This is a genomic window from Xanthomonas hortorum pv. cynarae (genome assembly GCF_002939985.1).
Taxonomy (GTDB): Bacteria; Pseudomonadota; Gammaproteobacteria; order Xanthomonadales; family Xanthomonadaceae; genus Xanthomonas; species Xanthomonas hortorum_D.
Window position 1 is genome coordinate 1 of the sequence record NZ_MDFM01000075.1, and the last position, 1,593, is coordinate 1,593.

Sequence of the window (1,593 nt, forward strand, 5' to 3'; positions counted from 1 at the left end):
ATCAGCTCGCACCCTTCTTTCTGCTGGGTCGCCACCGGCGTGCCTGCCGTGGTGCTCGAGCAATCCGAAATCCCGTAGTCGTCCGGGACCACCTTGATCTCTTCCTTGGGTTTGTCGACTTCTGTCCCGCTGTCCTTGTCCTTGGGCTTTTTGCCAAGCTTCAGCGAATCTTGGACCTCTTCCACTTTTTTGTTGAGGTCTTTGTCGACGACTTCCCACTGCGCACTGGCGGCTCCGGCCATGCAGAGCAGCACCAGTCCCGTCACTACCCGAGAAAAATGTCTGAACTTGGTTGTCATGGTGTTCTTCGCCTCCTGTGACACAGATGGATATGTTGCCGGATGAATTTCTTGATGAATGTTGGCGTTACGCATCTTCGGCCTCCTTGTCCTTAACAGACTTGCGCTTCCCAGAGCCCTTACGGTTGGCATAGAAATCGTTCAACCACTGCTCGGGCGTCAGCTGGTCGACGGTGACGCCGAGCTTGCTGGCCTTGCCGGCCAGGATTTCATGCATGATCTCGATGTTGTCGGTCGAGGACGAAATCACCGAGAGTGCGTCGTCCATCCCACGCAGGTTGAGCTGGCACACTGCAGAGGCATGGCCTTGCTTGACCAGGAAGCAGCGCGAGCGCTCGTCGAGCGAGACCACCACCTGGTACTCGGCATCGGTCAGCTTGAGGCCTTCGATGTAATCGTCGCGACTGGCGTTGGGGTTGGGCAGCAGCACCATCGTGGCGGTCTGCTCGATCAGTGCCGCGGCGATATCGCTGGCCAATGCATCTTCCGGGCTCTGCGTGGCGAAGATGCCCAGGCCGTTCTGTTTACGGATGGTCTTCTGCTTGTTCTTGGCGAATTCCTTCAGGCCCCCCTTGCCATCGAGGATCTTCCAGAACTCGTCCATTACGTAGATCAGCGGCCGGCCGTCGATCAACGCTTCCAGGCGGTGCAGCAGGTAATTGATCACCGGCACCCGCACTTCGGCGTTGTCGATCACGTCGGTGTAGTCGAAGCCGATGATCGAGGCCCGCGTCAGGTCGATGGTATCGACCGGGTTGTCGAACACCCAGCCCAGCGAGTTACCAGTAGTCCAGCGGCGCAGGCGCGCATACAGGCCGTCGTCGCCCATGTTGGGCAGGCTCTTGCGGAAGTTGCTCATGCTGCGCAGGTGCATGGGCGTATCCAGCATGCCTTCCACCGCGCGGTAGATGTCTTCTTCCTCACGGGCGCTGTACTCGGCCTTGCCGCCCAACACCTTGATCAATTCGGCGAGGAACTGCGTGTTGGCTTCATTGCGCTCGCACTGGAACGGATTGAAGCCGGTCGGTACGCCATTTTCCAGCGCCAGATAATTGCCGCCGCAGGCGCGCACGAAGATCTCCGCGCCGCGGTCCTTGTCGAAGAAGAAAATGGTCGGGATCGGATCGAACTTCTGTACCTGGCTCAGCAGAAAGTTGATCAACGCCGTCTTGCCGGTACCGGACTTGCCGATGACCATCGTGTTGCCGATCGCCTTCTCGCCGAGGGAATTTTCGGCCGGATGTGTGGCGTGGAAGTTGAAGTAATACGGCTGCCCGTTGGTGGTCTGCAGCGT

At 58.8% G+C, this 1,593-nt stretch carries 1 protein-coding gene and 1 pseudogene; both read right to left on the minus strand.

Annotation, left to right across the window (positions count from 1 at the left end; all coding sequences use genetic code 11):
• Positions 1-299: pseudogene (locus XcyCFBP4188_RS22265) on the minus strand (hypothetical protein); the annotation flags it as partial.
• Between the two features lie 67 nt (positions 300-366).
• Positions 367-1,593: TraG/VirB4 family ATPase (locus tag XcyCFBP4188_RS22270; RefSeq protein WP_487403398.1), on the minus strand; the 1,227-nt coding region annotated here is incomplete at its 5' end.